Origin of the sequence: Cryobacterium sp. TMT1-2-2 (assembly GCF_004403505.1) — a bacterium.
Lineage (GTDB): Bacteria > Actinomycetota > Actinomycetes > Actinomycetales > Microbacteriaceae > Cryobacterium > Cryobacterium flavum.
Map to the genome: position 1 here is coordinate 220,399 of NZ_SOGS01000006.1, position 26,687 is coordinate 247,085.

General features: G+C 66.3%; 25 protein-coding genes. 20 read left to right on the forward strand and 5 right to left on the reverse strand.

What is annotated here, in order from left to right:
• Positions 1 to 17 precede the first annotated feature (17 nt).
• The 5 genes from E3T35_RS05050 (at position 18) to E3T35_RS05070 (ending at position 6,023) form a co-directional block, all read left to right on the forward strand.
• Complete coding sequence (locus tag E3T35_RS05050) at positions 18 to 1,433, forward strand: hypothetical protein (protein WP_134378021.1); 1,416 nt, start codon at positions 18 to 20, stop codon at positions 1,431 to 1,433.
• Positions 1,433 to 2,062 carry a thymidine kinase gene (locus E3T35_RS05055; protein ID WP_104089025.1) on the forward strand — a complete coding sequence of 210 codons (630 nt, stop codon included), beginning with the start codon at positions 1,433 to 1,435 and terminating at the stop codon, positions 2,060 to 2,062. Before E3T35_RS05050 ends, E3T35_RS05055 begins: the two co-directional genes overlap by 1 nt.
• 200 nt (positions 2,063 to 2,262) lie before the next feature.
• Positions 2,263 to 2,916, forward strand: a complete 654-nt coding sequence (locus E3T35_RS05060) for a response regulator transcription factor (RefSeq protein ID WP_134378022.1) — start codon at positions 2,263 to 2,265, stop codon at positions 2,914 to 2,916.
• Positions 2,916 to 5,294, forward strand: a complete 2,379-nt coding sequence (locus tag E3T35_RS05065) for a sensor histidine kinase (RefSeq protein ID WP_134378023.1) — start codon at positions 2,916 to 2,918, stop codon at positions 5,292 to 5,294. Before E3T35_RS05060 ends, E3T35_RS05065 begins: the two co-directional genes overlap by 1 nt.
• 198 nt (positions 5,295 to 5,492) lie before the next feature.
• Positions 5,493 to 6,023: a sortase gene (locus E3T35_RS05070; RefSeq protein WP_134378024.1), complete on the forward strand. Its 531-nt coding sequence runs from the start codon at positions 5,493 to 5,495 to the stop codon at positions 6,021 to 6,023.
• 192 nt (positions 6,024 to 6,215) lie between these two features.
• Here the strand turns inward: E3T35_RS05070 and E3T35_RS05075 are convergent, their stop codons facing one another.
• Positions 6,216 to 6,524, reverse strand: a complete 309-nt coding sequence (locus tag E3T35_RS05075) for an ATP-dependent DNA ligase (RefSeq protein WP_134345425.1) — start codon at positions 6,522 to 6,524, stop codon at positions 6,216 to 6,218.
• Positions 6,525 to 6,739: 215 nt separating this feature from the next.
• Positions 6,740 to 7,447 carry a type II CAAX prenyl endopeptidase Rce1 family protein gene (locus tag E3T35_RS05080; protein ID WP_166789835.1) on the reverse strand — a complete coding sequence of 236 codons (708 nt, stop codon included), beginning with the start codon at positions 7,445 to 7,447 and terminating at the stop codon, positions 6,740 to 6,742.
• A 197-nt stretch (positions 7,448 to 7,644) separates the two neighbouring features.
• On the opposite strand from E3T35_RS05080, the gene E3T35_RS05085 reads away from it, so the two are divergent.
• From E3T35_RS05085 to E3T35_RS05125, 9 genes are all read left to right on the forward strand, one after another.
• Positions 7,645 to 9,090 carry a polysaccharide biosynthesis tyrosine autokinase gene (locus E3T35_RS05085; RefSeq protein ID WP_134345423.1) on the forward strand — a complete coding sequence of 482 codons (1,446 nt, stop codon included), beginning with the start codon at positions 7,645 to 7,647 and terminating at the stop codon, positions 9,088 to 9,090.
• 30 nt (positions 9,091 to 9,120) lie between these two features.
• Positions 9,121 to 10,911: a DUF4012 domain-containing protein gene (locus E3T35_RS05090; protein ID WP_134378026.1), complete on the forward strand. Its 1,791-nt coding sequence runs from the start codon at positions 9,121 to 9,123 to the stop codon at positions 10,909 to 10,911.
• Positions 10,912 to 10,970: 59 nt separating this feature from the next.
• Complete coding sequence (locus E3T35_RS05095; RefSeq protein WP_134378027.1) at positions 10,971 to 11,495, forward strand: hypothetical protein; 525 nt, start codon at positions 10,971 to 10,973, stop codon at positions 11,493 to 11,495.
• Between the two features lie 107 nt (positions 11,496 to 11,602).
• A complete protein-coding gene (locus E3T35_RS05100; protein ID WP_134378028.1) occupies positions 11,603 to 13,039 on the forward strand; it encodes a polysaccharide biosynthesis tyrosine autokinase in 1,437 nt (478 codons plus the stop codon).
• Entirely contained in the window at positions 13,036 to 13,623 is a 588-nt protein-coding gene (locus E3T35_RS05105) for a low molecular weight phosphatase family protein (RefSeq protein ID WP_134378029.1), read from the forward strand. The genes E3T35_RS05100 and E3T35_RS05105 overlap by 4 nt, the downstream gene beginning before the upstream one ends.
• On the forward strand, positions 13,623 to 14,609 hold the full coding sequence (locus E3T35_RS05110; RefSeq protein ID WP_134378030.1) for a hypothetical protein: 987 nt from the start codon (positions 13,623 to 13,625) through the stop codon (positions 14,607 to 14,609). The genes E3T35_RS05105 and E3T35_RS05110 overlap by 1 nt, the downstream gene beginning before the upstream one ends.
• A gap of 218 nt (positions 14,610 to 14,827) precedes the next feature.
• A complete protein-coding gene (locus E3T35_RS05115) occupies positions 14,828 to 15,148 on the forward strand; it encodes a hypothetical protein (RefSeq protein ID WP_134378031.1) in 321 nt (106 codons plus the stop codon).
• A gap of 117 nt (positions 15,149 to 15,265) precedes the next feature.
• On the forward strand, positions 15,266 to 15,931 hold the full coding sequence (locus E3T35_RS05120; protein WP_134378032.1) for a nucleoside/nucleotide kinase family protein: 666 nt from the start codon (positions 15,266 to 15,268) through the stop codon (positions 15,929 to 15,931).
• Positions 15,932 to 16,103: 172 nt separating this feature from the next.
• Positions 16,104 to 17,108: an adenosine deaminase gene (locus E3T35_RS05125; protein WP_134378033.1), complete on the forward strand. Its 1,005-nt coding sequence runs from the start codon at positions 16,104 to 16,106 to the stop codon at positions 17,106 to 17,108.
• A 247-nt stretch (positions 17,109 to 17,355) separates the two neighbouring features.
• Here E3T35_RS05125 and E3T35_RS05135 read toward each other — a convergent pair whose 3' ends face one another.
• From E3T35_RS05135 to E3T35_RS05145, 3 genes are read right to left on the reverse strand one after another with little or no spacing between them, the layout of a single operon-like run.
• Entirely contained in the window at positions 17,356 to 17,730 is a 375-nt protein-coding gene (locus tag E3T35_RS05135) for a rhodanese-like domain-containing protein (RefSeq protein ID WP_134378034.1), read from the reverse strand.
• Positions 17,723 to 18,334 (reverse strand): bifunctional 4-hydroxy-2-oxoglutarate aldolase/2-dehydro-3-deoxy-phosphogluconate aldolase, encoded by a 612-nt coding sequence (locus E3T35_RS05140; protein WP_134378035.1) that lies wholly within the window; start codon positions 18,332 to 18,334, stop codon positions 17,723 to 17,725. Before E3T35_RS05140 ends, E3T35_RS05135 begins: the two co-directional genes overlap by 8 nt.
• Before the next feature lie 19 nt (positions 18,335 to 18,353).
• Positions 18,354 to 19,235 carry a sugar kinase gene (locus E3T35_RS05145; protein WP_134378036.1) on the reverse strand — a complete coding sequence of 294 codons (882 nt, stop codon included), beginning with the start codon at positions 19,233 to 19,235 and terminating at the stop codon, positions 18,354 to 18,356.
• Between the two features lie 125 nt (positions 19,236 to 19,360).
• Between E3T35_RS05145 and E3T35_RS05150 the strand changes: the two genes are divergently transcribed.
• The 6 genes from E3T35_RS05150 to E3T35_RS05175 all read left to right on the forward strand — a co-directional run bounded on the left by E3T35_RS05150 (position 19,361) and on the right by E3T35_RS05175 (position 26,670).
• Positions 19,361 to 20,662: an alanine racemase gene (locus E3T35_RS05150; RefSeq protein WP_134378037.1), complete on the forward strand. Its 1,302-nt coding sequence runs from the start codon at positions 19,361 to 19,363 to the stop codon at positions 20,660 to 20,662.
• Between the two features lie 154 nt (positions 20,663 to 20,816).
• Positions 20,817 to 22,073 carry a sugar ABC transporter substrate-binding protein gene (locus tag E3T35_RS05155; RefSeq protein WP_166789836.1) on the forward strand — a complete coding sequence of 419 codons (1,257 nt, stop codon included), beginning with the start codon at positions 20,817 to 20,819 and terminating at the stop codon, positions 22,071 to 22,073.
• Between the two features lie 80 nt (positions 22,074 to 22,153).
• Positions 22,154 to 23,077, forward strand: a complete 924-nt coding sequence (locus tag E3T35_RS05160) for a carbohydrate ABC transporter permease (RefSeq protein WP_134378039.1) — start codon at positions 22,154 to 22,156, stop codon at positions 23,075 to 23,077.
• A complete protein-coding gene (locus E3T35_RS05165; RefSeq protein ID WP_134378040.1) occupies positions 23,074 to 23,910 on the forward strand; it encodes a carbohydrate ABC transporter permease in 837 nt (278 codons plus the stop codon). The genes E3T35_RS05160 and E3T35_RS05165 overlap by 4 nt, the downstream gene beginning before the upstream one ends.
• A gap of 5 nt (positions 23,911 to 23,915) precedes the next feature.
• A complete protein-coding gene (locus E3T35_RS05170; protein ID WP_134378041.1) occupies positions 23,916 to 25,091 on the forward strand; it encodes an ABC transporter ATP-binding protein in 1,176 nt (391 codons plus the stop codon).
• A gap of 1 nt (position 25,092) precedes the next feature.
• Positions 25,093 to 26,670: an amidohydrolase family protein gene (locus tag E3T35_RS05175; RefSeq protein ID WP_134378042.1), complete on the forward strand. Its 1,578-nt coding sequence runs from the start codon at positions 25,093 to 25,095 to the stop codon at positions 26,668 to 26,670.
• Positions 26,671 to 26,687 lie beyond the last annotated feature (17 nt).

A 26,687-nucleotide genomic window follows, 5' to 3' on the forward strand; every position in this document is an offset into this window, starting at 1 on the left:
ACGCCACGGAACCCCCGATGACCCGCGCGACCCCCACTCCGCGCCGGCCGCGCGCGCCGGCATCCGCTTCGCAGCAGCGCCTTGACCCCATCGGAGGGCTCGCCGTCTGGCCCCTCGCCCCGGTCGTCGCCCTCATCGTGGTGACCTACGCCATCGTCGCGACGATATCGCGCATGCACGAGATCCAGATCACTGAGCTCGCCGCGGCCTCCGTTGCCGTGCTCATGATCGCGGCCGCCGTGCTGGTCTGGGCCGCCCGCCCCGATCTGGCGCCGTTCACCCGCACCCGCGCCGTCGTGATCGTGGCCCTCGGCCTCGCGGCGCACCTGCTCGCCGCGGCGAGCACCTGGCAGTTCAACGGCATGATCCAAGACGACTTCGCCCCGATCGGACTCGGCCTGCTGCTCCTCGCCCTCGCCCCATTCCGTCCCTGGAAAGAAATCCTCACGCTCGGCGTCTCCTCCGCCCTCGTCGTCGGCGTCACGGCCCTGGCCCAGTCGCCGTTTCTCGGCATCCAGACCCCGCCTTTTCTCTTCGCCATCATCGCCATGACCCAGGTGCTCGCCCCCGCCCTCGCCTCGGCGGCGTATTCGCGCCAGGTCGTCAACTCTATTCACCGCTGGCAAACGGATGCCCGCCGCGCCATCCGCGCGCGCACCGAAGAGAGCCGGGGTCTCCTCGCCACCGAGGTCGTCGATCAGCGCCTGAAAAACCTCGGCGCCGACGTGCTCCCCTTTCTGGCCGACGTACTCGAGCGGCAAGAACTCACCCCGGCCGACATCAAACGGGCGCGCTCCCTCGCCTTCCAGGTGCGGCGGGTGCTCGTGGCCGAGGTCGACCACACCTGGCTCGACGACCTCATCGACCGCGAACGCCTCAAACTCACCGAGCGCGGCCTCAACCCGCTGTGCGTGATCGCCGACCCCGAACGCCGCGCGACCGGTTTCGACTCCGATCAGCGCGCCGCCGTCGGTGCCCTGATCGTGGCCCTCTGCCGGCTCAAGGGCTTCGACCCCACCAGCCTGGTCGTGCAGATCGACGGATCCGGCGAAGCCCCCGCCGACACCGACCAAATCACCCAGGCCTTCGGCCACCGCGGAACCCGGCCGACACCGGCCGCCGACACCACGACCATTGCCATCGTCACCGCCGCCGAAGAACAGGCCGCCACCCTGGCCAAGGCCCAGGCCCGCGCGCAGGCCCAGGTGCACGCCGCCACCGCCCCCAGGCCGCGCACAACGGGGTTGAGCGCCATCGACACCATCACGATCCAGGCCGGCATCTCCCTGCCGCCGTTTCACCGCCGCCGAGCCCTGCGCCCGTACCTCAGCGTGCTGCGCGCCGTGTTCACCCGGGTGCGGGTGACCAGCCGGCATCCGCTGCTCACGCTAGAATTTGACGCTGAACGCACCACGACCAAAGGCATCGAATAATGGCGAAACTGTACTTTCGATACGGAGCCATGAACAGCGGCAAGAGCACGTCCATGCTGCAGGCGGCATATAACTATGAGGAGCGCGGCCACCACGTACTGCTCGCCAAGCCGAGCGTCGATACCAAGGGTGACCGCGGCATTCTCTCCCGGCTGGGCGTCACCCGCGCCGTCGACTTTCTGCTCACTCCCGAAACGGATGCCTACGCCGCCTTCCAGCAGCACCGCGGCGAGGTCTTAAAACAGTCCGGCCGTGACGTAAGCGCCCTACTGCTCGACGAAGCCCAGTTTCTCACCGAAACCCAGGTCGACGACCTGCTGCGCATCGCCATTATCGAGAACGTACCCGTGTTGGCCTACGGTATTCGCACGGACTTTCAAACCGTCGCCTTTCCCGGAAGCCGCCGCCTGCTCGAGGTTGCCCACAGCCTCGAAGAGCTCAAAACCATCTGCCGCTGCGGGCGCAAAGCGGTGTTCAACGGGCGCAAGATCGACGGCGCGTTTGTGTTCGACGGCGACCAGGTGGCCATCGACGGCGAAGAGGTCACCTACGAGTCGCTCTGCGGCAGCTGCTATCTCGACGAGAGCCACGGAGTGCTCAACAATCGCAGCCGGCCAGCGCCCGAATAATCCGCCCGAATAAAGCGCCCGCCTGAAGCGGCGGGGCGCTCGTGGTTGCTCCGAGCGCCCCGCGTCCCCCAGCTCCCTCCTCCAACCTAAAAATTTGGAGCAGGCCGGTCCAGCCACCAGATTTGTGGGCCCTCTGACAGGGGACAGAAACCCACAATGGGGTGCTGTCGGATGTGAAAGGAGACATTAGGGTAAAATCCATGTACCGCTATCGAGTGGCCCTCATCGATGACCACGAGATCGTCGCGCGCGGATTCGCCGAATTGTTCTCCACGATCCCCGAGATCGACGTCGCTGGCACCGTCGCCACGGTGACCGAACTGCTTGAAACCACGCCGCACGGCACCCGCATCGACCTGGTCATCCTCGACCTGCGTCTCTCCGACGGCTCAACGGTCATGAGCAATGTCGACCGGCTTCGCGCCCGGGGTGCGGCCGTACTCGCCTTCACCGGGGGAGACGACGCCCAGCTCATGCGGGCCGCAGCCCGCGCCGGCGTGCTCGGCGTCGTGCGCAAATCCGAGCCGGCCGCCGTGCTGCTCGACGCCATCACGCGGGCCGCGCGCGGTGAAACCATCGCCTCCACCGACTGGGCCGCCGCCCTCGACGGCGACCCCGACCTCGCTGACGCGGGCCTCAGCCCGCGCGAGCGCGAGGTACTCGCGCTCTACGCGGCCGGCGCGAAAGCGCCCCTCGTGGCGTCCCGCACCGCACTCTCCGAGGCCACCGTCATCGACTACATCCGCCGCGTTCGCTCCAAGTACGAGCGCGTCGGACGCCCGGCCAACACCAAGATCGACCTATACAAGCGCGCTCTGGAAGACGGCATCCTGCCGGTTCCCGGCCGCTCCTAATGCCCCAGCGAAATTCGCACGAAGCGGATGCTCCGCCTCGCCCGCCGAGAGCGCGTCCCGACGCCGACACGGCCGCCAGCGCCTGCGCCACCGAGCTCGACGACGTATCCGCCACCGAACGTCTCACCCGAATGCTCTACCTCGGCGTCGGCGCCACCGCGCTGATCTTCGGCGTGCTGTCGCTCGACGTGTTCCTGCGCCAGGTCTACAACCCGTTCCCGGTCGCGTCGACCGTCGGCTGGTTGTTCATTGTGGGGTTGCCGGCCGCCCTCGGTTTTCTCTCCCATCTGGTGCCGCTGCGGGTATTACGGCGCATCGCGATCACTGAAAGCTTCACCTTTTCGTTCATCCTCTGCTGGTGGCTGGTCATGCGGCTCGAACCCCTCCCGGCCGGTACCGATGTGCCGTGGGTGCTCATGCTGTCGGGCATTCCCACGGTTACCATCGCCATCATCGTGCGGCCCTGGACAGCGCGCATCTATGCCGTGCTGGCGTCTATCGCGAGCGGACTCATTCGCGGCGCGACCTCGCCGGCAGCCGACCCACTGCTCGTGGGGTTGCAGGACGCCCTCTATATGCTCCTTCTGTCGAGCGTTCTGGTGGGGCTGACGCTGACCATCCGACGCAGCGCCGCTCGAGTCGACGGGGAGGAATACGTGCGACGGGCCGCCGAATCCGAGCAGGCCGCCCGGCTTGCCCGGCGCGCGGAGCGGCAGACCATCAATGCCCTCGTGCACGACAGCGTGCTCTCCACCCTGCTGATGGCGGGCCTGAACCGTGCCTCGCCCACCGTGGTTGCCCGCCAAGCGCGTTTCACGCTGGACCAGCTCGACGCTCTCGGCACGGATGCCCGGACGGCCCCCGTCAGCGGGGCTGACTTCGCGAATCAATTGCGGCACCAGTGCCAGCAGCTCGCGGCCGAGGTGCACGTCACGATTCTGCAGAACGATCTCGAGCCGATCCCCGCGCCGGTCGTACTCGCGCTGCTCGGTGCCGCCGGCGAGGCCCTGCGCAACTCGGTCGCCGCCGCCGGAGTCGGGCATCCGTATGAGGTGCGCCGTCGGGTCGCTCTGAGCGCGGACCGGAATGCGATCCACCTGGCGGTCACCGATGACGGGGTGGGGTTCGACAGCGCCCGCGTGCCCGACAACCGGCTGGGAATCGTGGAGAGCATCGTCGGTCGCATGGAACGCGTGCCGGGCGGAAGCGCCGTCATCACGAGCCGGCCGGGTCACGGAGTCACTGTCGATCTGTTCTGGGTTCGAACGATAGCGCCGATCGGGGCCCCGCCAGCGGCCACTCCGGTGGCCGTGACCGCGGCGACGGCTCTTTTCGCCCGCATGCCAGGGGCGGCACCGCGTCCCCTGTCGTTCTCGGCGTCGCTCGGTCTTTCCGTGCGCCTGTCCCGGCTCGTCGTCGTGCTCTTCGTCGTCGTGCACTCGGTACTCGCCGCCGCCAACTCCGATCGCATCACCATGATGCCGCTGGGCATCTTTGCCTTTCTCGCGCTCTCCAGCGCGGCGATTCTGGTCACCGGTGACGCCGCTGATCCGATGCCGATGATCCGCACGGTAGGTGTTCTCCTGCTCTGCACGGTCGCTGCCGTCCTGATGTTTTTCCACATTCCGAGCGGGCCGGTTGGACCGTTCGCCCACTGGCACCTGGGCGCCATCACGCTGCTGCTGGTCGTGTTGGTCGCCCGTGGACGCACCGGTTGGGCCTGGGCGGGGTACGCCATGATGGCTTTCAGCTCCATCGCTGTGGCGGTGCACACGGGGCTCACCGTCGGCGACGGCCTCCTGCAGGCGAGCCGCCACGCGGGTACCCTCCTGGTGGGCACCTTGTTCGCCGTGGCCCTGCGGCACTACTCACACAATCTCGACGAGTTGTACCGCGATCGGTTGCAGAGGGAAACCTTTGTGGCGCGTACCGGCGCGACCACCTCCGAACGTCAGGTGCAGGTCGCCCGACTGAACGCGTTGGCGCGACCCTCGCTCGAACGTCTCACCCGCATCGACCCGGTGACGGATTTTCAGCGCGACGAGTTCCTACTGGTCGAGGCCAGCCTGCGCGACGCCATTCGAGCGCGCTGTCTGTTCGTCGAACCCATTATCGGGGCAGCCTGGGCGGCACGCTCCCGCGGGGTCGAGGTCGTGCTGCTCGACGACAGCGGCGATCGGCCACCGGCATCCGTTGCGCTGACGGCCGCGATCGTCAGTGGTGAGCTCGAGCGGCTCACGCAGGGTCGGCTCACGGTGCGGGTGCTCCCGCCTGGTCGACCAGAATTTGCCACCATCATCGTAGAGACCTCCGTGAACGACGTCACCCTGAGCCGGTTGTTGCTCATTGCCAGGGACGGCATCGTGCGGGAAACGTGATCGTCTGCCTCAATTACCCCCACTACAGGTGCTTAAGGGCGTTTCTACGATGATTTGCCAGAAAAAAAGGCAAAACAAATTGTGTATTGCACCAATCATCCCGCTAACCTGAAAGTCGCCTAGGTATTTCACGACGATATGCCGGGACACGCCAATTTCGGCGTATCAGTCATTCACTACCCGGGGGGACCCTCACCTATGTTCAAGAAAAGCCTCGCTACTGCGGCACTAGCTATCTTCGCCGTCTTCGCGGTTGCGCCCGCCGCCAACGCGGTTGACTACACCCCGACCAGCGGCGGAACCGCCAGTGCAACTCCCGTTGCCGGCGCAACCGTTGCTGTCAGCTTTCCGACCAACGCGTTCGTTGGCAACGAGCAGGTCAAGATCAACGTTGTCGGATCGCACGCTGCCACGCTGTCTGTAGTTGCCGCGCCTGTCACCACGAGCATCACCAAGGCCGCCACGGCCGGTGCGGTCACGGTCAACGTCAAGCTCGCCTCCAACGCCACCGGCGCTTACACGGTGACCGCAACCGGCCTGTCGTCCAACCGCGTCGGAACCGCCGTGTTGACGCTTGCTGCCGCCGACGCTGGCGCGTCTAAGGGTCTCGCGTCCACCGGCTTCAACGCTCCGGTCCTCGTCATCTGGGGTGCCGCTGGCCTCCTGGTTCTCGGTGGTGCACTCATCGCCGTGCGCATCTCGGTTCGTCGTCAGCACGCTGCCGCGTAATTAGCTTCATCGTGTAGCTGCTGGCTGCTCTCAACAACGCCTCGACTCCCTTCGGAGTCGGGGCGTTTTGGGTACTCGAGACGATCGCGCCCGCCCCGCCCTCCCGGAGCCGCCCAGCGGGCGCAGAAAAGCCCAGCCGGAGATCCGGCCGGGCTGGCAAACTTCGTGGGCCAGAGCGGCCCATGCGCTGCGCTACAGGTTGCGCGGCGGCGGTTCGGTCACGATCTGCAAACCGGTCGACGAGTTGGCCGACAGCGTCAACGCCTCGACCCAGTCGCGGTTGAGGCTCGGTATTTTGCTGCCGAAATACTTGAAGGCCAGGGAGATGCCAGAATGCACCCAGACGGTGCTGCGCCCTCCGCCAACGAGCGGATCATCACGCCAGGAGAAATAGAACGATTCCCCGCGGCGCAATTTGGTGCCAATGACGATCTGAATGTGTGCGAGCGCCCGGTCATCGAAATCGACCGTGATACTCGAGTCGTACGTAAACTTGCCCATTCCGGTGCCTCGCGATGGTTCTTCGGCGAACGCGAACGGGCAGGCCGAATCGCATACAACCACGGGTTTCGTTCCCGGTTGGGGATCGAAAATTGTTATGCGTTTTTGATCATAGCGATGCGGGCTGCAAAGTGCCTCGCTTAGTTAGCCAAATATCAGCCCCCAATGCTGGGGGTAGTCAGATCGGTCCGGCGCCGCTATGGGGCGCGAGCCGTTCAGAACGCCAGAAGCGCCGGCACAACGACGAGCCCGTTGAACGTCACGTGCGCAATGATCGCGCCACCGATACGCCCGGTGGCCAGCGAAATGGATGCCGCAGCCAGGCCAAAAATCAGCGTCGAGACTCCGACCACCACGATGGCCTGCGCGTTCCCGACCTCAATGGTCACCAGGTGCATGAGCGCGAACGTCAGCCCGCTGACGGTAACCGCGATCACCCCAGCCCAACCCGAAGAACCGCGGGTCACCACCTGGCTATGAACGGCCCGCAGCACGAGGCCGCGAAAGAAGAGCTCCTCCACTAACGGCGCCAGCAGCACCGGGGCCAACAAAGCCCCGAACAGCCACCACAGGTCGTACACCGTCTCGCCGAAGCTGACGCCGGTGGTGCCCATGCTGCCGTAGACCCCGATTTCGATCAGGCTGGCCGCCGTGCGGGTGAGAAGCCCCACGGCGAGGCCCCAGACCAGGTCAATCGGTCGAATCGACAGACGCAGAAAGCGCCGCACCGCGCCGCTCTGCTCGCCCGCCGCACGGCCAACACCGAACGCCGTCACGCCGATCGCAACCAGCAGCGGCACCCAGACGCAAAGATAGCCGAGAAGCAGGGCGACGTTGCCGTCGCGAAATGTCGTTGCGCCCACCGACGCCAGCAGTACCATGGCCACCACGATGCCGATGCCGGCGGGCATCAGAAGACTCACTGGCCGAGCGTGCGGCTGAGTTAATGCCCCCATAGTTTCACCATCCCGTCACTCCAAACTACCGGCCCCGGCCCCCGGTCGGCACGCGGGCCAAAGTTCGGTACCCTCAGAGCAGGGGAACCGCACGTTCGTGCAGTGAAGTACGCGCCGGATCGGGAGCTGCCATTCCCGGTTACGACACGAGGGGATCAAGCCGCATGGAACTTCGCGACTACATTCGCATTCTGCGCAAGAGCTGGGTGCTCATCGTCTTGTGCACGCTTGTGGCCGTGGGTGCGGCATCCACATATTCGATTCTGCAGACGCCCGAGTACAGCGCCACGTCCAAGGTAGTCATCCTGACGCAGTCGAGCGGGTCTACCGCCGACCTCGCCCAGGGCAACAACTTTTCCGTGGCGCGCGTGAAGACCTATTCCGAGCTTGTGACCACACCGATCGTGCTGCTGCCCGTCATCGCCAGTCTCGACCTGGGCGTCACGGCCGACGTGCTGGCGACGAAGGTGGCTGCCTCCGCGCAGCTGGATACGTCGATCATCGACGTCGTCGTGACCGACACCGACCCGGTGCGGGCCGCCGACACCGCCAACGCTATTTCGACCAGCCTCACCCGGGTTGTCGAAGACATTGAGACTCCGGATGCCGTCGGCGCGACATCACCGGTCAAACTCACTCTCACGCAGGAAGCGACCGTGGCGACCGCTCCGGTGAGCCCCAACGTGCCGCTCAACATTGCCCTGGGCGCCCTCGTGGGCCTGGCCCTCGGCGTCGGCATCGCGGTGCTGCGCGAAACCCTCGAAACCCGCATCCGCAACACCCGCGACGTTGAAGCGCTCACCGACCTGCCAATTCTCGGCGGAATCGTCTTCGATCCCAAGGCCAAAGACCGTCCGCTCATCGTGCACGTCGACCCGCGCAGCCCGCGCGCCGAGTCGTTTCGCACCCTGCGCACCAATCTGCAGTTTCTCGACGTGGGCCGGGTCGACCGTGCGTTCGTCATCACGTCGTCGATCGAGAGTGAGGGCAAGAGCACGACCGGCGCCAACCTTGCTATCGCCCTGGCGGATGCCGGCTCGCGCGTGCTGCTCGTCGACGCCGACCTGCGCCGCCCTAAGGTCGCTGACTACATGGATGTCGAGGGTGCCGTTGGCCTCACCGACGTGCTCATCGGTCGCGCCGAGCTGGCCGACGTTATCCAGCCTTGGGGCAAGGGCCAGCTGTTCGTGCTGCCGGCCGGCCACGTGCCGCCGAACCCGAGCGAACTGCTCGGCTCCACCCGCATGACCCAGCTCATCGCCGAGTTCAACCGGGCCTTCGACGTGGTCATCTTCGATGCTCCGCCCCTGCTTCCGGTGACGGATGCCGCCATCCTCGCCAAAAACGTCGGCGGCGCCCTCGTTGTCGTCGCGGCCGGGCGCACCCACAAGAACCAACTCACCGGAGCCATCGCCGCTTTGAACAATGTGGGCGCCCCCATTTCGGGGCTCGTACTCACCATGCTTCCCACCAGCGGCCCCGACGCCTACGGCTACGGGCACTACGGCTACGGCTACAGCTACGGCGACGTGGACGCCGTCGAGGGTGAAGTGCTTCCCGCAGCGGATGCCGGCCCGGCCCGCGCTCGCGGCACTCGCGTCAAGCCGTAATCGGCCTCCGCGCTCTGCTTGAATAGGGCAATGTCTTCCTCCCCCTCGGCCCACGCCGCACCCCCGAAACGCACCCGCACCATCGTGGGGTTCGTCGTGCTCGGTGTGCTCGTCATCGTGGTGGCGGCCACCGCCTGGGTGGGTATTCGCGGCCTGCAGGCGAAGGACGCCCTCGAGACGGCCGTGCCGCTCGCCACGAGCATCAAAGATCAGGTCGTCGCGGGTGACAGCTCGGCCGCCGCCCAGACCGCAGCCGAGCTGGCCCAGTACGCCGACACCGCCCGGTCTCGCACCAGCGACCCGATCTGGCGCACCTACGAACTGCTGCCGTTCCTCGGCCCCAACCTGGTGGCCGTTCGCCAGCTCGCTGCTGTGGTTGACGACCTCGCCCAAAACGCCGTCACGCCCCTCGCCGCGCTGGCCGGCACCATCGACCTGACCGATTTCAAGCCCGTTGACGGTGCGATTGCCCTGCAACCGCTGATCGACGCTCAGCCCTCGGTGACCGCGGCCAACAGTGCCATGGCCCGCGCCGCCACCAACGTGAACGCCATCAAAACCAACGACGTCCTCGACGTCGTTCGCGGCGCCGTCAAACGTCTGCAGACCGTCACCGTCGAAACTTCGGTCACCCTCGACGGCCTGAACCGTGCCGTGACCCTGCTGCCAGCCATGCTCGGAGCCACCGACCCGCGCGACTACATTCTGCTTTTTCAAAACCCGGCCGAGCTGCGTTCCACCGGCGGCATCCCCGGCGCGCTCGCGCTGCTGCACACCGACAACGGCCGCATCGAGCTCACCCAGCAGGCCAGCTCGACCTCGTTTCCGGAGTATCCGGCCCCGGTGCTTCCCCTCGGCGACGACATTCGCAGCATCTACGGCGACATCACCGGCCAGTTCATTCAAAACGTCTCGATGACCCCGGACTTCGCGCAGTCGGGCGCACTCGCCCGGGAGATGTGGCGCCTCGAATTTGGTGTCGAAGCCAACGGCGTGCTCTCCATAGACCCGGTCGCGCTCAGCTACCTGCTCGACGCGACCGGCCCGATCGCCCTCGCCACCGGCGACGAACTCAACGCCGGCAACGCCGTGCAGCTGCTGCTGAGCGACGTCTATGCCCGCTACAGCGACCCCGAGCAGCAGGACATTTTCTTCGCCGCCGCCGCCGGGGCCGTGTTCGACGCCGTCAAGAGCGGCAACGCCGACCCCACCAAACTCATTGCCGCGCTCGGCCGCGCCGCGACCGAGAACCGGGTCATGGTCTGGAATGCCGCTGAGGCCGAGCAGAACATTCTCGCCGGAACCACCCTGGCCGGGGCCCGCCCGGTCAGCGACGACGAAACCAATCGGTTCGGGCTCTACCTCAACGACGGTACCGGCTCCAAAATGGACGTCTACCTCGATGTGCACACGGCCATTGGGCAGAAGACCTGCCGCAAAGACCAGCGCCCGCAGTACGCGCTCGAGGTCACCCTCACCAACACCGCGCCAGCGGATGCCGCCACCAGCCTCCCCCCCTATGTCACCGGCGGTGGCGCCTTCGGGGTGACGCCGGGCAACATCAAGACCCTGATCGCGGGCTACGGCACTCAGGCGATGCAAAATCTCGGGCTCACCCGCGACGGTGCAGAGGTCCCTTATCACCCGGCCGCCGATGCCGGCTACCCGGTGAGTTCCATCGGCATCGAACTGGCACCCGGCGGGAGCACCGTACTGCGCTTCAACTGGCTCGGCCCCGAGCCCTTTACCGGCAAGATCGAGCTGCGCAGCACGCCGCTGATCGCGCTGAACGAACCGACTTCACTAGACTTCAATTGTTAGGGCTCGATAGGCTGAGCCGCAGAGGCACAAAGCCACAACGTACTACCGGGGGATCCACCTTGCTGAGAAAACTTCTTGCCACGCTCGCGCTCGTTGCTGTCGCCCTTCTGGCTGGTCCGGTTGCCGCGCACGCGGCCGGCTACGTGGCCGCCGACCTCATAACCGTTTCCGGCAGCCAAACCGCCGGAAGTACGGTCACTGTGACGTTCGACGACGGTGCTTTTGCCGGCGGCGAGCAGGTCTCCGTCGCGGTCTCGGGCGAAGGCTCGGTCACCCTGGCCGCTCTGCGCGCCGCCACCGTCGACATCCACAAAACGGCCACCAGCGTCGGTGCCGTCAACCTTAAGGTCACTCTGCCGAGCGATGCGACCGGCTCCTATACCGTCACGGCGATCGGGCTCACGTCGCAGAACATCGGCACCTCCACGATCACGGTCGTTGCCGCCGACGGGCCTGGACTGGCTTCCGCCGGATTCGACGCTCCGTTCGTGCTCATCTACAGTGCGGCCGGCGCCCTGCTGCTGGGCCTGGGCTTGGTCATCGCACTGCGTTTCACCCTGCGCCGTCGCGCCGTCACCGCCTAGTTCCCGGATTCACCCCCTGATTGCGGGCCGCTCGCCCAACCGAGCGGCCCCTTTATCTGTGTCAAGCTACGGGTTGGCAGTTTTGTACCGCAACGAAAGGTAGCAGCGTGGAACTCCGCGACTACATCCGTATCCTGCAAAAGAGTTGGATGCTCATCGTGGCGCTGACCCTGGTGGCCGTGGCCGCGGCATCCGTTTTCTCGATTCTGCAGACACCGACCTTCAGCTCCACGTCCCGGGTATTCGTGTCGACGCAGTCGAGCGGCACCACGAGTGATCTCGTGCAGGGCGCGAGCTTCACCGTGGCCCGGGTCAAGACCTACAGTGGCATCGCCGTTTCACCACTGGTGCTGCTGCCGGTCATCGATACCCTCAAGCTCTCCGAAACGGCGGCCGAACTGGCCGAGAATATTACCGTGTCGGCGCCGCTGGACACCTCGATCATTGACATTGCCGTCACCGATGCCGACCCGCGTCGGGCCGCTGACATCGCCAACGCGGTGTCGGAGAGCCTCGCCGCCGGCGTGCAGCAGATTGAGCAGCGCGACCAGGTCACCGGGGCCCCCACCGTCAAGCTCACCCGGGTGCAGGTGGCCAGTGTGCCGTCTGAGCCGGTGGCACCGAACGTTCCGCTCAATATCGCGCTCGGCGCTCTCGTGGGCCTGGCCCTCGGCGTGGGCCTCGCGGTGCTGCGCGAAACCCTCGACACCCGCATTCGCAGCCAGCGTGACGTCGAACAGGTCACCGACCTGCCCATCATCGGCGGCATCGTGTTCGACCCCAAAGCCGCCGAGCGGCCGCTTATCGTGCACGCTGACCCGCGCAGCCCGCGCGCGGAGTCCTTTCGCACCCTGCGCACCAACCTGCAATACCTCGACGTGGAGCGGGTCGACCGGTCGTTCGTCGTCACCTCCTCGATCGGCAGCGAGGGCAAGAGCACCACGAGCGCCAACCTGGCCATCTCGCTGGCTGATTCCGGTGCCCGCGTGCTGCTCGTCGACGCCGACCTGCGCAAGCCGCGCGTCGCCGACTACATGAACATCGAGGGCGGTGTCGGGCTCACCGACGTGCTCGTCGGCCGCGCCGAGATTGAGGACGTCATTCAGCCCTGGGGCCGCGGTCAGCTGTTCGTGCTGCCCGCCGGCCACATTCCGCCCAACCCGAGCGAACTGCTCGGGTCGTCGCGCATGGCGCAAATGATCGAGGACTTCAACCGCACCTTCGACGTCGTCATCTTCGACTGCCCGCCGCTGCTTCCCGTAACGGATGCCGCGATTCTCGCCAAGAGCGTCGGCGGCGCCATTCTCATCGTCGCGGCCGGGCGCACCCAGAAGAATCAGCTCAGCGGCGCCATCGCGGCGCTCGCCAGCGTCGGCGCTCCGATCAGCGGCGTGGTCATGACGATGTTGCCCACCAAGGGACCGGATGCCTACGGTTACGGCCACTACGGCCAGTACGGCTATGGGCACACCTACGGCGACGTCAGCCCGGCCCCCGAGATCGTCGCCCCCAGCTACTCGCGGCGATCGAGGGCCCAAGCATGACCGCCCCCCGCGACCTCCCAGCCGCAGCCCCCCGAATCCTCATCGTCTGCACCGGCAACATCTGCCGGTCGCCGCTGGCCGAGCAGCTGTTGCGGCAGAACCTGACCGCTGCCGGCATCGATGCCGTCGTCACGAGTGCCGGAACGCGTGCCATGACCGGCAGCGCCATGACGCCGGAGGCTGCGGCCTTGTCGTCGCAATATGGAGCGTCAAACACCGACCATGTTGCTCGGCAACTCACCGAGAAGCTCATCGCCGACGCCGACCTGGTGCTCACCGCCACGCGGGACCACCGCCGCGACGTCGTGACGATGCTGCCCAAGGCCACCCGCTACACCTTCACCCTCAACCAGTTCGCCCGTCTCGTGGCCGCCGCCGAACCGACCCGACCGCCGCTCGATTTCGCGGCCTACGTCGCCGACGTCGCCTCGACCCGTGGACTCCACCCGTCGCCGAACCCGCCCACCCTCGACGACGTCGATGACCCCTACCGTCAGTCCGCGGCCGTCTACGCCCGTGCCGCCGCGGCCATCAACGCCTCCGTCACCACGATCACTGCCGCCCTGGTCGCGGCCGGAGCCTGATGCCTCACTCACGCCGTCGTCGCCTCATCGCGTACTCCGCCATCGGACTGTTCGTGCTGATCGACGCCGTGCTCGTCACGAGCGCACTCACCTCCACCTCGGTTGACGCGGCCGTTGACGCGTCGTCGACGCCGGCAGCGACGGCATCCGTTTTCCCCACTCCGAGCGCTACTCCCTCGCCCGCCCTTGCCGCGACGCCGACCCCCACCTTCGCGCCCGCGGTCAGCCCGGTGCCGGCCTCCCGCCTGCTCTCGGCCGTTTCGACCACCGCAGCCTGGCGCGCCACGACCGGAGCCTGCCCGGCCACGGCGGCCTCGCCCGAGCTCAGCACCGATTCCGGCGCCACCTGGGTGACCAGCAACGCGACCGCACCGACCGGGGTCACCGCCCTGCAGAACATCTTTGCCCAGAGCGAGTCCGTCGCTGAATTCGTGGGCCTCGCTGACGAAGACTGCGCCCCGCAGTTCGTCAAGACCTTCGTCGGTGGCGAGAACTACTCCAGCTACCCCGATGAGCTCGACGTGGCCTGGTACATCGACCCCGCGAACCGCGCCGCCGTGCACGGCCCCGATGGCCTCGCCACCGCCCCGTGCGACGCCGTCGTCACCATCGCCCCCAGCCTCGGAGACGCCGGCTCGGCCGCCGTGCTCTGCGCCGACGGCCGCTTGTTCGCCACAACGGATGCCGCCGCCACCTGGTCGCCGCCGGTAACCGTCGCCGGAATGGTCACCCTCACCGCCACGTCCACGGGCTACCTGGCCGTCGCGACCACCACGAGCGCCACCACACCCGCCGACTGCATCGGTGTGGACCTCGTCGTCCTCACCGCCGACCTCGTGCCCACGGTCACCGGCTGTTACCCGACCGAGCAAACGCCCGCTGCCCTGGCCGGCAACATCGCGGTTGCCGCCGCCGATGACACGGTTTGGCTCTGGATCGGTGACGCCACCCGCCGTTCCACCGACGCCGGCCGCACCTGGCTCTAGGGGCCCGGGTGGAAACCCGGGCTCGAGTGCCGAGACCATGCCGGTACCCCGTTCAGCTCTGCGGAGATTTCGGGCCGAACGCCTGAATGCTCCCTGATTTGGGGTTCTGACGGCAAAATTTCCGCAGTAATGCACCAGGCTCCGAGTACAAGTCGCCCAATTTTCCACAAATAGTCAAATGCGCACCACACCCCGGCCAGCGGGACTATTCTCAGCGCATGGACGATAACGTCGCATGGGTCTTCGAGAAGAAAGACGTCGATCAGCCGCGCCTCTGCCCGCAGTGCGGCGATCCCCTGGAAGTCACTTGGCACGGCACGGGTTACGACTACGGCTGCGCCAACTTCGCGTGCCCGCAGCTGTACTTCGGTCCGCCGTACTCCGAGGCCGAGCTGGCCAGCGCTGTGCCGGCCGAGGTGCGTGCCCCCAACTGCCCGCGCTGCCTCATTCCCATGCAAATCGTGCCCGACGGCGAGACCTGGCAATTCGCCTGCGTGCAAAGCGGATGCGACGGCATCTGGCCCCCCACCGGCTCCTGATCCGCCACCGCCACAGCCCGCGCTCGCAGCGCCCCCGTCCGCGCCCCCGCCACAGCCCCCGTCAGCGCCCCCGCCCAGCAGCTGACGCGTGTTGAAGCCGCCCCCTATAGTCAACTCATGTCGAACCGCGGCCTCGAGCCCACAGCATCCGCTCAACTGACCGACCTCGCCCGCCGGGTTATCGCGCTTCTGCCCGAGCACGGGCGCATTCTGGTCGGGATTGCCGGCAGCCCCGGCGCCGGCAAGACCACCCTCGCGATGCAGGTCGCCGCGACGGTGAACGATCTGCTCGGCAGCACCGAGATCGCCGTGCACCTCCCCATGGACGGTTTCCACCTCGCCAACTCCACCCTCGACCGCCTCGGCCGGCACGATCGCAAGGGCGCGATCGACACCTTCGACGGCTGGGGATTCATCGCTCTGCTCCGTCGCCTCCTCACCGAGTACGACCACACGGTCTATGCGCCGAGCTTTAATCGCAACGTCGACGAGGGAATCGCGGCCGAGATCGCCGTGCTGCCGAGCGCTCGTGTGGTCATGGTGGAGGGCAACTACCTGCTCGCCGACACCGAGCCGTGGATCCAGATCTCCAGCCTTCTCGCCGAATCCTGGTTCTGCGAGACCAGCGACAACGAGCGTCTCCGCCGCCTGGTCGACCGGCACGAGCGCCACGGACGCAGCCCCGAGGCCGCGCTGGCCTGGGCCGAGTCTGTCGACGGAAAGAACGCCGAGCTCATCGAGGCCACGCGCCCGCGCGCGACCCTCACGATCTCGGGCCAGTAGCCCCGCGCCACCCGCGCGCGGCCTGTTCGGAGCCGTCGATTCGGCGACCCCGGCAGGGTGTTGCTCGCGTTCCCGACGCCGCAACAGTTCAGCGAGCCAAACGTATACTCGCCTGAGTAGTACCGAAACCCGTCAACGCAAGCCGTACGCTCAACGTGAAAGCACCCCGCTCATGCCCTCAACCCATCTGCCATCCGTTGAACTTCACCTACACATTGAGGGAACCCTCGAGCCGGAACTCATCTTCGAGTTGGCTGCCCGCAACAAGGTGACGCTGCCTTACAGGGACATCGCCGATCTGAAGAGTCGATACGAGTTCACTGACCTGCAGTCCTTTCTCACGCTCTACTACGCCAATATGGCCGTGCTGCAAACCGCGCAGGACTTTGCCGACCTCACCCGCGCCTACCTGCGTCGTGCGAGCGCAGCCGGCGTGCGCCATGCCGAAATCTTTCTGGACCCGCAGGCGCACACCGTGCGCGGTGTTTCCCTCGCTGCCTGCGTAAACGGCGTGGCGGGGGCGCTGCGTGACAGCCAGGCACAGTTCGGCCTGTCGTCGGCGCTCATCATCACATTTCTGCGCGATCAGCCTGCCGCCGACGCGCTCGACACTCTTACCCAGCTGATCGCCATGAACGCACCCATCATCGGAATCGGGCTCGACTCGGCGGAGGTCGGGCACCCGCCGATCGATTTCGTCGAGGTCTTCGACCTGGCCCGCGCGCACGGGCTCAAGTGTGTTGCCCACGCCGGTGAGGAGGGCCCGCCCGAGTACGTGTGGCAGGCCCTGCAACTGCTGCAGGTATCGCGCGTTGACCATGGAATTCGCAGCCTGGAGGATCCGCTGCTCGTGGACTACCTGGTGCAGAATGCCATTCCGCTCACGGTCTGCCCGCTCTCCAACGTGCGTCTGCGTGTCGTGGACACGCTGGCCGATCACCCGCTGCCGGCCATGCTGGAGCGTGGTTTGCTCGTCACGATCAATTCGGACGACCCGGCCTACTTCGGCGGCTACCTCGACGACACGTTTGCGGCGATCACGCGCACCTTCAACCTCACCGTCGACCAGCTCGCCGTGCTCGCGCGCAACGGCGTGCGTGCTGCCTTCATCGACGACGATCGCCGGGCCGAGCTGCTGGCCGAAATCACGCACTGGCGCGCCGCCCGGCCCGCCTAGCCCCGCCGAGCCCGCAATAAGGCGGCCGCCACCCGTTGATACAACGTGGTGACGGCCGCCTTGTCAGTTGCTACAAGCGGATGCCCTACGCAACGTTCCGGCGACGGCTCGCGACCACCGCGGCCCCGGCCAGAATCAGCAGTAGTGCGGCAAACCCGAGCGGTGCCCCGGCAAAGCCGGTCTCAGCCAGAGGGCTGACCTCGGAGCGGCCCCTCCCGCCGGCGTTCGTCACTTCCGAGCCCGAAAATTAAAGCGACGCGCCCGAGGCCCCGACCAGCGGGTGAACCGGCGGATGCACGATGCCGGCGACGGTTTCGACGGCGAGCCCTGAGCGGTACCAGTACTCGAACCCACCGATCATTTCCCGCACCGAATACCCCCGCGCGATGAGCGCAACGGCCGCGCGGGTGGCACCGTTACAGCCCGGACCCCAGCCGTACACGACCACGGTGCGCCCGGCCGGAATGTCACCCCGCAGGCGAATTGCGCCCAGGGCATGCCCGTGGTCCCACGATGCCTCCATGCGCGTGTCCACGAGAACGTATTCTCCCGAGTCCAGCCCGGCGGCGGCATCGATCACGTCTACCTCGTAGGCGAGCTTGGCCGTCAGGTAATCAAGCATGGGCGATGGCCGCGAGCAGCTCCAGCTGGGCTGGGTCGCCGAGGGCCGAGCCCACGGCCACGGTGCGCACGCCGTTGGCGAGAAAGAGTGAAGCGTTCGAGGCGTCCATGCCGCCGGTCGCTACGAATTTGGCTTGCGGAAACGGACCGGCCATGGCGGTGAACCAGGTCGGCCCGAGCAGGCTGGCCGGAAAAGCCTTGAGCCAGGTCAGGCCAGACGCGAGGGCGGCCTGCACCTCCGAAGCGGTGGCCACGCCCGGCAGGGGCGGCATACCGGCATCGAACGAGGCACGCACGATAACCGGGTCGTAGCCGGGGCTCACCGTGAAGGCAGCCCCAGCTTCGTGAGCCTGCCGCACATGTTCGAGCGTCACGACCGTTCCGGCCCCGACCGATTTGCCACGTGCCGCCCCGGCCGCCACCACGGCGCGAAGCGCGTCGATGTCGCGGCTGGACTGAATCGGCAGCTCGACGCAGTCGATGCCGAGATCCCAGGCCTGGCGTGCCAGCTCCAGGCTGCGCTCAACGCCGAAGCCGCGCAGAATGGCCATCAACGGCTGGCCGTCGAGCAGGGGGCTGAGCGATTCATTCGATAGTGCGGTCATGTGTGCCTCTCAAAAGCGGTCAGTGGATGTGCAGAAAGTCACTCGTCGATTGCAATACCAGCACGGCACGGTCATGCCCGGCCTGCAGGCGCTCGGCGCTGCCCTGGCCCTGTAAGAAGGCGTGCAGGTACCCGGCGGCGAAGGCGTCACCGGCACCGACCGCCTCGACGACGGCCGTCGGAGTAGCCGGAACGAACACGGTTCCCGCGGGGGAGTACTCGGTCGCGCCGACGTCACCGTCTTTCACGACCAGGTACGGCACATGGGCCAACTTCGTCCGAACGTCGTCGGGAGTGCGCGTGTCCCAGAGGGTGTGAGCTTCGTCGAGGCCGACGAAAACAATGTCGGCGCCGCCGGCTGAGTGTGCGAGGGCCGGAGCAGCATCGGTCACGCTCCACAGGGCGCCGCGATAGTTCACGTCGAAGCTCAGCAGCGTGGGCGCGGCGGCAACCCGAGCGATGACGGCCGCAACCAGCTCGGCACAGCTCGCCGACAGTGCCTCGGTAATGCCGGACAGGTGCACGAGCCGAGCGCTTTCGAGGGGAACCTCAGCGACAGTCACAGCATTCATGAGTGACGCCGCAGAGCCGGCGCGAAAGTATTGCACGCCGTTACCGGGATCCTTGAAATACGCGCCCGTGGGCGCTGACGCGACCCGGCGCACCCAGCCGGTGTCGACCTGGCGTTCACGCAGCAGCCGTTCGACCCGCCGCCCGAGGGCGTCGTCGCCGAGCTGGCTCACCCACGCGGTGGGGGTGCCCAGATTGCACAGGTGTGACGCCACGTTCGACTCGGCACCGCCGACATCGAGGCGAAACGCGCTCGCGGTCTCCAACGGCTCGGCCTCAACGGGCGTGACGAGCACCATGGTCTCGCCAATGGTGATCACAGTCTGGCTCATGGCTCCATAGTTGACTATCTGAGCATATATTGCAACACTGTTGCAAATGCTGCAACATGCTCGCAAGTCGGCGACGCTTCTGATTAGATAATCGATAACAGAAATTGCAACTGCATGTGCACGACATGCAACAATTCGATCGGTACGGTGCAGAAATCAGAGTAGACAACAACCAGCTATCGTCCCGCGACAAGGGCCTCCCGGCTCGCGCGGCCGGCCTCACCGTAGAACAGTTCCTGGCCACACGCCCGAAGCTGTCCGAGTTCTGGACCCCGCTCCTCGTGCTCAGCGACGACGCCCTCGCCCACAACCTCGGCGTCATGGCCGATTGGACTGCGCGCCACGGCTTCTCGCTCATGCCCCACGGCAAGACCACCATGGCACCCGACCTCTGGCAGCGCCAGATCGACACCGGCTCCTTCGGCATCACCCTCGCCACGGCCGGCCAGGTGCGCGTGGCCCGCGACTTCGGCTTCGAATCGATCATGCTCGCCAACGCGCTGACGGATGCCCGCGCCTTGCGTTTCGTGGCCGCCCAGCTCGCCGACCCGAGCTTCTCGTTCAGCTGCTGGGCAGACTCCGTCGACACCGTCGAGGTCATGGAGCGCGCGCTCGACGGCGTCGAACTCGCACGACCAATCAATGTCTGCGTTGAGCTTGGCGCCGACGGCGGACGCACGGGGGCGCGCACGCTGGCCGACGCGCGGGGCGTGGCTGAACGCATCCGTCGGTCGTCGGTGCTGCGTCTGGCCGGCGTTGCGGGTTACGAGGGCTGTCTTGCCCATGACCGCAACGAGCAGGGACTCGCCGCGGTGCGCGACTATCTCGAAGCAATGCTCGAACTGCACACGAGCCTGGCCGATGAATATGACGACCAGGAGGTCATTCTCACGGCCGGTGGTAGCGCCTACTTTGACCTCGTCGATGACGTCTTTGGCCCCATCGACAACCCCGTGCCGAACACTCGCTATGTGCTGCGCTCCGGTGCCTATCTCACCCACGATGACGGCTTCTATCGGGGAATCTCCCCGCTCGACGCGTCGCGGCTGGGCGACGCCGACCCGGCGCACGTGCTGCGACCGGCCATGCGCGGCCTCGCCCGGGTGCTGTCGCGCCCGGAACCGCAGCTCGCCCTGCTCGACGCTGGCAAGCGCGACTTTCCCTACGACGAGGGGCTTCCCATTCCCCAGACCCGCGCGATCGACCTCGGCGCGGCCGCAACGCCGCTGACCGGGGCCTCGGTCAGCGCGATGAATGACCAGCACAGTTTTCTGCGGCTGGCCCCGGCGCAGGAGCTCGCGATCGGCTCGGTCGTGACGCTCGGGTTGTCGCACCCGTGCACCGCGTTCGACAAGTGGCGCTGTATCCCCGTCGTGCAGAACTGGGAGTCCGACCTCGTGGTGGGTCTGGTTCGCACCTACTTCTAAATAGTGTGCAATATACGCACAATAGCGTGCAAATGTTACAAACCCGCAACATGCCGCTCTTCCGCCCGACTTCGGGCTGCACAATACTGAATTCACATCATCTGCAACATGCGTTGCAACATATGCACAAGCGTCATTTGCACTAGGAGGAAACGTGAAAGTTCTTAAGACAGTCCCGGTCGCCGTCATAGCGGTCGCCGCACTCGCACTCTCGGGCTGTGCAGGCGGTGGCGATGAAGCCGCCGACACTGCCGCGGCCGCTGGCACGTTATCCGTGGCCACCTGGCAGTTTCTGGAGCCCACCCGCGGTGACGCACTGTTCGACACGATCAACGGCTACACGGCCGAGAACCCCGATGTGACGCTCGAAAAGGTCGAGATCGCTCGCGCCGACTACGAGAAGACGCTCAGCACGCAGTTCGGCGCCGGCGCCGGCCCCGACGTGTTCGTCATCCCCGACGCCTACTTTCCCCAGCTGGCCGATGCCGGCCTGCTCGAACCGCTCGACGATGTCGTCAGCGAAGCAACCGAGTTGCGCAACATCAACGACAACTACGTCGTCGATGGCAGCCAGCTCGGCCTGGTCTGGGAGGTCGTTCCCTACTCCCTGTTCTGGAACACCGACATCCTCGCCGCTGCCGGTGTCGAAGCGCCCACCACCGTCGACGAACTGATCACCGCTGCGGCCACAATCACCGAAACCACCGGCAAGACCGGCTTCTCGGTTCGCCACCAGATGAACGAGGAAACCCCGTGGTGGACCGACCAGTCCAACTGGGAATTCGGCTACGGCGGCGAGTGGTCAGACGGTGAGAAGCTCACCATCGACTCCGACGAGAACATCGAAGCCGTCGAGGCCTTCAAGTCGGTCTACGACTCCCCGGGCTTCGGCAAGGGCCAGGACGCCTCCACCTACCGCTCGGCTTTCGCAGCCGGCGAACTGGGAATGGCCATCGATAACTCCTCGGCCGTCATGACTTTGGTCGGCGACGCGGTTCCGGCCGACAAGATCGGTTCCGCCGTTCTGCCCTTCCCCGAGGGAGGCTCGGCCTACGCGGGCTTCTCCATCGGTGTCAACGCCAACTCCAAGAACAAGGAAGCGGCCAAAGACTTTATCAAGTGGATGCTCACCGACGACGCCCAGCAGGGCCTCGCCGATACGCTCTTCCCGTCGGCCATCGCCACCGAGGTTGCCGCCTCCGACGAACTGCTGGGCGCCAACCCCTGGGTTGCCGCGTTCCACGAGCAGGTCAACGACGCCAGCAGCGTCATCATCGCCGGATTCGAGGCCGACACCGCGGCCATTCGCACGATCGTGCTCACGCAGATCGAACGCGTGCTCACCGAGGGCATCTCCGCTGAAGAAGCGCTCGCCGAAGCCCAGAAACAGGCTGAAGCACTTACCCAGTAAAACAGCCTGCTCGGGTGTGGTGGCTTTTAGCCGCCGCACCCGAGCAGGGTCGCTCTCCACCCGACTTTTCGAGGAGTCGCATGGTCTCCGTAATGCCCCAGGCGCGGCCCGCTCGTACCAAGAAACGCGTACGCACGGCGCCCTACATCTTCATCGGCCTCGCCGTGCTCTACCTGCTCTTCTTCACGGCGTTCCCGCTGCTGACCGGGGTGAACCTCAGCTTCACCAACAGCAAACTGCTCAACCCCTCGGCCGGTACCTACGTGGGCTTCGACAACTACACCGCTCTCATCACGAGCGGTGCCTTCATAAAGAGCGTCTACACGACGCTCATCTACACGGCGGCGACCGTGATCGGCTGCCTCGTTCTCGGCACGGCCTCTGCGCTCGTCATCAACGGGTTTCTGCCCGGCCGCGCGATCGCCCGCACCATCATGGTGCTGCCCTGGGCTGTGCCGACCGTTGCCCTCGCACTGGTCTTTCGCTGGATCTACAACGACACCAACGGCATCGCCGGCGACGTCACCCAGGGGCTCGGCCTCGGCCAGGTTGGCTGGCTCATCGACCCCAATTACGGCATGCTCGCCGTGGTCATCGCCACGGTATGGAAGCTCGCACCCTTCGTCATGCTCATCGTGCTCGCTGCCCTGCAGTCCGTTCCCGAGGAACTCTACGAAGCCACCCGGGTCGACGGGGCGGATGCCTTCACCACCTTCAAACAGATCGTCCTGCCGCAGATTGCGCCCACCATGCGCGTCGTCGCCCTGCTCATGACGATCTGGTCGTTCCGTCGCTTTGAGATCATCTGGCTGCTCACCGGAGGAGGCCCGGTCGACGCGACGACGACGATCGTCATTAACGTGTACCGCCAGGCCTTCAATAACGGAAACCTGGGACTGGCCGCGGCGGCCGGCGTGCTGGGGCTGCTGCTCTCGCTCATCGTCACCGTCGTCTACTTCTTCGTCGAACAACGCGCGACCAAAGCGAACGGGATCGAATCATGATCGGCAGGCGCAATCTCAGCATCGGGGTGCGCAGTCTGCTCGCCCTCGTGCTCGTCATCCTCGCGGGCTTCCCCGTGTTCTGGATGATCAACACGGCCATGACGCCGGTCGGCGATCTCTACTCCAACAACCAGCGCGTAATCCCCGACTTCAGCCGCACGCTGAACATCTTCCAGGTGCTCGTGAGCGACTCGCCCTTCCTGCGCTGGCTCGGCAACTCCGCCCTGGTGGCCGGGGGAACCACACTGTTGAGTCTGCTGCTGGCCTGCCTGGCCGCCTACGCGCTCTCCCGCTACAAGTTCGTCGGAAAGGGCCTGATGACCTTCGGCTTCTTCGCCACCCAGATGCTGCCAGAAGCCCTGCTCATCGTTCCCCTCTATTCCATGTTCATGACCCTCGGGCTGCTCAACGAGCTCTACGGGCTCGTGCTCGTGAACACGGCCTTCGCCATGCCGGTCGCGGTGTTTCTGCTGAAATCGGCGATGGACACGGTGCCCTACGAGATCGAGGAATCCGCGCGGGTCGACGGCTGCAACGCCCTCACGATTCTGCAGGTCATGTTCATCCCGCTGATCGCGCCCTCCCTCGCGGCGGCAGCCGTCATCACCTTCTTCGACGGCTGGAATGAATACCTGTTCGCGACCACCTTCATTCACGACACCGCGAATTGGGTCGCCTCCACCGGGCTCGCCTCCTTCATCGGCGAATTCACCACGCCGCTCGACATGGTCTTCAGCGGGGCGATCGTCTTCACGATTCCCGCAGCCATCTTCTTCCTTCTAATGCAACGCAAGATCGTCGCCGGTCTCACCGCCGGCTCTGTGAAAGGCTGACCCCGATGGCATCGCTCACATTTGACGCCCTGTCCAAGAGCTATGGCGCCAACACCGTCATCAACGACTTCAGCGCCACGGTCGACGACAAGGAATTCCTGGTTCTGCTCGGCCCGTCGGGCTGCGGCAAATCCACCATGCTGCGCATGGTCGCCGGGCTCACCGACATCAGCTCCGGCACCCTGAAATTCGGCGACGACATCGTGAACACGCTCACCCCCAAGCAGCGCAATATTGCGTTCGTGTTCCAGTCCTACGCCCTGTACCCGCACATGACCGTGCGGGCCAACATCGCGTTTCCGCTCATCATGGACAACTTTCGCTGGTGGCACCACCTGCCGTTCGTCGGCGTGTTGATGCGGTCACGGCTACTGAAGCGCCCCGACATCAAGGCCAAGATCGAGCGCACCGCCGAGATGCTCGAACTCACCGATTACCTCGAACGCCGCCCGAAAGCACTCTCCGGCGGCCAGCGTCAGCGGGTGGCCGTTGCCCGCTCGATCATTCGCGAACCCGCGATCTACCTGTTCGACGAACCGCTGTCGAACCTCGACGCCAAGCTGCGCATGCAGATGCGCGCCGAAATTTCGGCCCTGCACGCGCGCGTGCAAAAGACCTTCGTCTACGTCACCCACGACCAGGTCGAGGCGATGACCATGGGCACCCGCATCATCATCATGAACGAGGGCGTCGTGCAGCAATACGGCACCCCCGCCGAGATCTACAGCGCTCCCGCCAACGAATTCGTCGCCCGGTTCATCGGCTCCCCGCCGATGAACATCTTCGCGGCGACGGTGCGCGACGGACTGCTCTATGTCGGCGACGTGCCGGTGCTAAATTCCGCCGGCTGGGCGGCATCCGTTGTGGCGCTGGGGTTGCAGACGGTGTCGCTGGGGGTGCGGGCCGAGAAGATCGGGCTCGATTCGCCAAGCGGCGACCTGCTCTCGATCGAGGCGCACACCCTCGTGGTGGAACACCTCGGTGCCGAAACCATCGTGGGCGTCAAGACCGGGCCGGTCGGTGCCACCGTCGACGTGGGGGTCGGTGCCAGCCGCGGCCTGCACTACGCCCGCATCGCTGGTGAGGAGCAGTTCACGACCAATAGCGGATGCCGCATCACCTTCGCCAGCGACGCCGTTCACCTGTTCGACCCCGAGACCGGCAAGCGACTGGAGCCCTGACATGACCCGCCTGGTGCTGCGTAACGGCACGATCGTCGACGGCAGCGCGACGGAGCCGTACCGCGGCGACCTCGCGATGCGCGGCGACCGCATCGAAGCCGTCGGCGAGATCCCGGCCGAGCCCGGAGACGTGGATGTGGACTGCACCGGCCGGCTCGTGCTGCCCGGATTCGTCGACGCTCACTCGCACGGCGACGGCAAGGTCTTCGATTCAGCGGTGCAGCTCGCGCTGCTGCGCCAGGGCGTGACGACCATCATCGGCGGCCAGGACGGCATCTCCTACGCGCCCGGAGACGGCGCCTACGCGTCGGAGTACTTCGCCGCGATCAACGGCGAGCATCCGACCTATCGGGGCCCGGGCGTTGCCCACCTGCTCGCCACCTACGATCACACCACCCGGCTGAACGTGGCCTACCTCGTGCCGGCAGGAACCGTGCGGCACGAAGTGATGGCACGCAGCACCGAGCCCGCCACCCCGGAGCAGCTGGGCCGCATGCGCGACCTCGTCACCGAGGGGCTGCGCGACGGCGCTATCGGCCTGTCGAGCGGGCTCGACTACGTGCCGGGGATCTACTCGGACACCGCCGAACTGGCTGCCCTGTGCGAGCCGGTCGCGGCCGTCGGCGCGGTGTATGTCACCCATATGCGCGGCGGCTATGAGGCCAATTCGGCCGCCGGAGTCGACGAGATCGCCGCGATTAGCCGGCACTCGGGGGTGCGCACCCACATCTCGCACTTTCACGCCGAAGCCGACACGCTCCTTCCCCTGCTGGATCGGTTGCGGGGCGCCGGCATCGACACCACTTTTGACGCGTACCCCTATACCCGCGGATGCACGCTGCTGGCCATGCCGCTGTTGCCGCCGGAATTGGCGATTCGCCCGGTGCACGAGATTCTGCTCGAGCTGGCCCGGCCCGAAGCGCGCGAGGCGCTCCGCCGGGAGTGGTTCCCGCAGATCGACCAGAAGCCGAGTCTCGGGCCGGACTGGCCCACCATGATTACCCTCGGCCACATCCGGGCGCCCGAATACGCCTGGGCGCACGGCCTCACGATCGCTGAGGGAGCCGCGCGGGCAGGCGTCGACACGATCGACTTCGCGCTCGACCTGCTCCTGGCCTCGCGGCTTGAAGTGAACGCCATCATGGCTGTGCGCTACGCCCGTCCGGTCGAGGAGCTGGGGCGCATCCTCTCGCACGAGCGGCACGTCGGCGGGTCGGACGGCATCTTCGTCGGCGTGCACTCGCATCCGCGGGCCCACGGAACCTTCGCCCGCTACCTGCGCGAATTCGTGCGTGAACACGGCTTCTACACCTGGCCCGCGGCCGTGGCGCACCTCGCCACCCGGCCGGTCGACACCTTCGAACTCGGTGAGCGCGGGCGGTTGGCACCCGGGCAGATCGCCGACATCATTGTCGTCGACGGGGCCGCGGTGGCCGATCATGCCACCTACGAAGCGCCGTTCGCGCTGGCCACCGGCATCGACGATGTCTTCGTGGCCGGCCGGCCGGTGCTGCGCGACGGCCAGCTCACCTCTGAATTGGCCGGTCGGGGATTACGACGGGTCCCGATAGGGCGATAACGTCGCAGTGTTGCAGT

What these genes read in the sequence shown, in the direction of transcription:
- E3T35_RS05050 (WP_134378021.1), top strand. Translation starts at nt 18, where the DNA reads ATGACCCGCGCGACCCCCACTCCGCGCCGGCCGCGCGCGCCGGCATCC.
- E3T35_RS05055 (WP_104089025.1), top strand. Translation starts at nt 1,433, where the DNA reads ATGGCGAAACTGTACTTTCGATACGGAGCCATGAACAGCGGCAAGAGC.
- E3T35_RS05060 (WP_134378022.1), top strand. Translation starts at nt 2,263, where the DNA reads ATGTACCGCTATCGAGTGGCCCTCATCGATGACCACGAGATCGTCGCG.
- E3T35_RS05065 (WP_134378023.1), top strand. Translation starts at nt 2,916, where the DNA reads ATGCCCCAGCGAAATTCGCACGAAGCGGATGCTCCGCCTCGCCCGCCG.
- E3T35_RS05070 (WP_134378024.1), top strand. Translation starts at nt 5,493, where the DNA reads ATGTTCAAGAAAAGCCTCGCTACTGCGGCACTAGCTATCTTCGCCGTC.
- E3T35_RS05075 (WP_134345425.1), bottom strand. Translation starts at nt 6,524, where the DNA reads ATGGGCAAGTTTACGTACGACTCGAGTATCACGGTCGATTTCGATGAC.
- E3T35_RS05085 (WP_134345423.1), top strand. Translation starts at nt 7,645, where the DNA reads ATGGAACTTCGCGACTACATTCGCATTCTGCGCAAGAGCTGGGTGCTC.
- E3T35_RS05090 (WP_134378026.1), top strand. Translation starts at nt 9,121, where the DNA reads ATGTCTTCCTCCCCCTCGGCCCACGCCGCACCCCCGAAACGCACCCGC.
- E3T35_RS05105 (WP_134378029.1), top strand. Translation starts at nt 13,036, where the DNA reads ATGACCGCCCCCCGCGACCTCCCAGCCGCAGCCCCCCGAATCCTCATC.
- E3T35_RS05110 (WP_134378030.1), top strand. Translation starts at nt 13,623, where the DNA reads ATGCCTCACTCACGCCGTCGTCGCCTCATCGCGTACTCCGCCATCGGA.
- E3T35_RS05115 (WP_134378031.1), top strand. Translation starts at nt 14,828, where the DNA reads ATGGACGATAACGTCGCATGGGTCTTCGAGAAGAAAGACGTCGATCAG.
- E3T35_RS05120 (WP_134378032.1), top strand. Translation starts at nt 15,266, where the DNA reads ATGTCGAACCGCGGCCTCGAGCCCACAGCATCCGCTCAACTGACCGAC.
- E3T35_RS05125 (WP_134378033.1), top strand. Translation starts at nt 16,104, where the DNA reads ATGCCCTCAACCCATCTGCCATCCGTTGAACTTCACCTACACATTGAG.
- E3T35_RS05135 (WP_134378034.1), bottom strand. Translation starts at nt 17,730, where the DNA reads ATGCTTGATTACCTGACGGCCAAGCTCGCCTACGAGGTAGACGTGATC.
- E3T35_RS05140 (WP_134378035.1), bottom strand. Translation starts at nt 18,334, where the DNA reads ATGACCGCACTATCGAATGAATCGCTCAGCCCCCTGCTCGACGGCCAG.
- E3T35_RS05145 (WP_134378036.1), bottom strand. Translation starts at nt 19,235, where the DNA reads ATGAGCCAGACTGTGATCACCATTGGCGAGACCATGGTGCTCGTCACG.
- E3T35_RS05150 (WP_134378037.1), top strand. Translation starts at nt 19,361, where the DNA reads ATGCAACAATTCGATCGGTACGGTGCAGAAATCAGAGTAGACAACAAC.
- E3T35_RS05160 (WP_134378039.1), top strand. Translation starts at nt 22,154, where the DNA reads ATGGTCTCCGTAATGCCCCAGGCGCGGCCCGCTCGTACCAAGAAACGC.
- E3T35_RS05165 (WP_134378040.1), top strand. Translation starts at nt 23,074, where the DNA reads ATGATCGGCAGGCGCAATCTCAGCATCGGGGTGCGCAGTCTGCTCGCC.
- E3T35_RS05170 (WP_134378041.1), top strand. Translation starts at nt 23,916, where the DNA reads ATGGCATCGCTCACATTTGACGCCCTGTCCAAGAGCTATGGCGCCAAC.
- E3T35_RS05175 (WP_134378042.1), top strand. Translation starts at nt 25,093, where the DNA reads ATGACCCGCCTGGTGCTGCGTAACGGCACGATCGTCGACGGCAGCGCG.